Origin of the sequence: Amycolatopsis kentuckyensis (assembly GCF_002155975.1) — a bacterium.
Classification (GTDB): domain Bacteria; phylum Actinomycetota; class Actinomycetes; order Mycobacteriales; family Pseudonocardiaceae; genus Amycolatopsis; species Amycolatopsis kentuckyensis.
Window position 1 is genome coordinate 1 of record NZ_MUMI01000227.1, and the last position, 1,557, is coordinate 1,557.

The 1,557-nt window shown below is 70.6% G+C and carries 2 protein-coding genes; both read left to right on the forward strand.

The features are described 5' to 3' along the window. Positions 1–421, forward strand: a 421-nt coding sequence (locus CCN39_RS22460) for a transglycosylase SLT domain-containing protein (RefSeq protein WP_158104537.1), incomplete at its 5' end; no start/stop codon positions are given. 9 nt (positions 422–430) lie between these two features. After that, on the forward strand, positions 431–1,557 hold a 1,127-nt coding region (locus CCN39_RS22465), incomplete at its 3' end, for a pyridoxal phosphate-dependent aminotransferase (RefSeq protein WP_086845012.1).

Consider the following 1,557-nt stretch of genomic DNA (forward strand, 5'->3'; position numbering starts at 1 on the left):
GGGTGGCGGCGGTGGTGGCGGCGGCCTCGGCCCGAGCGGTGGCCCGCCTTCTTCGCCGCCACCGGGGAACGTCCAGCAGTGGATCCAGGAGGCCATGAAGGCCCTCCAGGCCGCCGGTATTCCGGTGACGGACGCGGACATCCCGAAGATCTGGGCGATCATCCAGCACGAGTCCGGCGGAAATCCCAACGCCATCAACAACTGGGATTCCAATGCTGCCGCGGGGCACCCGTCCAAGGGGCTCATGCAGTGCATCGACTCGACGTTCAACGCCCACAAGCTGCCCGGCCACGACAACATCTACAACCCGGTCGACAACATCATCGCCGGTGTCCGGTACTCCTTCGACCGGTACGGCAGCCTCGACAACGTGCCCGGCATCAAGGCCATGGCCCACGGCGGTGCCTACCGCGGCTACTAGCCTGGCCCCATGGCCGACCTCGGAGCTTTCGCCGGGCCCGCGCTGCGGGCCGGCGTGCCGCCCTTCCACGTCATGGACGTCCTCTCCGCGGCCGGGGCGCGGCAGCGCAGTCACGGCGATCTCGTGTCGCTCGCGGCCGGGCAGCCGTCCGCTCCCGCGCCCAAGCCCGTGCTCGAGGCCGCCCAAGACGCGCTGCAGAAGAGCACTCTCGGCTACACCGAGCAGCTCGGCATCCCCGAGCTGCGCGAGGCGGTCGCCGGCCACTACCGGACGCGGTACAACGTCGACGTCCAGGCGCACGACGTCGTCCTGACCACCGGGTCGTCCGGGGGTTTCCTGCTCGCCTTCCTCAGCGCCTTCGACCCCGGCGCCAAGGTCGCCATGGCGCGGCCCGGCTACCCCGCCTACCGGAACCTGCTCTCCGTCCTCGGCTGCGAGGTCGTCGAGTTCGCCACCACCGCCGAGACGAACTTCCAGCCCACCGTCGCCCTCCTCGACGAGCTCGGCCCGATCGACGGCCTGATCGTCGCCAGTCCGAGCAACCCCACCGGGACGGTCCTGCCGCCGGGCGAGCTCGCCGCCATCACCGGCTGGTGCTCCTCACACGGCGTCCAGCTGATCAGCGACGAGATCTACCACGGCATCTCCTACGGCGCCGAGCTCGACTGCGCGTGGCAGTACGGCCGCGAGCCGCTCGTGCTCGGCAGCTTCTCGAAGTACTTCGCGATGACCGGCTGGCGGCTCGGCTGGATGCTCGCCCCGCAACGCCTCCACCGCGCGATCGACGTCCTGACCGGCAACTTCACCATCTGCCCGCCCGCCGTCTCGCAGTACGCGGCCCTCGCCGCCTTCACGCCGGAGGCGTACGAGGAAGCCGACGCGCACGTCGAGCGGTACCGGGCCAACCGCGATCGCCTCTTCGCCGGCCTGCAGCGAATCGGCCTCGACAAGCTCGCCCCGGCCGATGGCGCCTTCTACGCGTACGCCGACGTCAGCGCGTACACGCACGACAGCCTGAGCTGGTGCCAGCGGCTGCTCGCCGACACCGGGCTCGCCATCACCCCCGGCGTCGACTTCGACCCGGTCGACGGCGGCAAGTACGTCCGGTTCTCCTTCGCCGGCAGCGCCGAGGACAT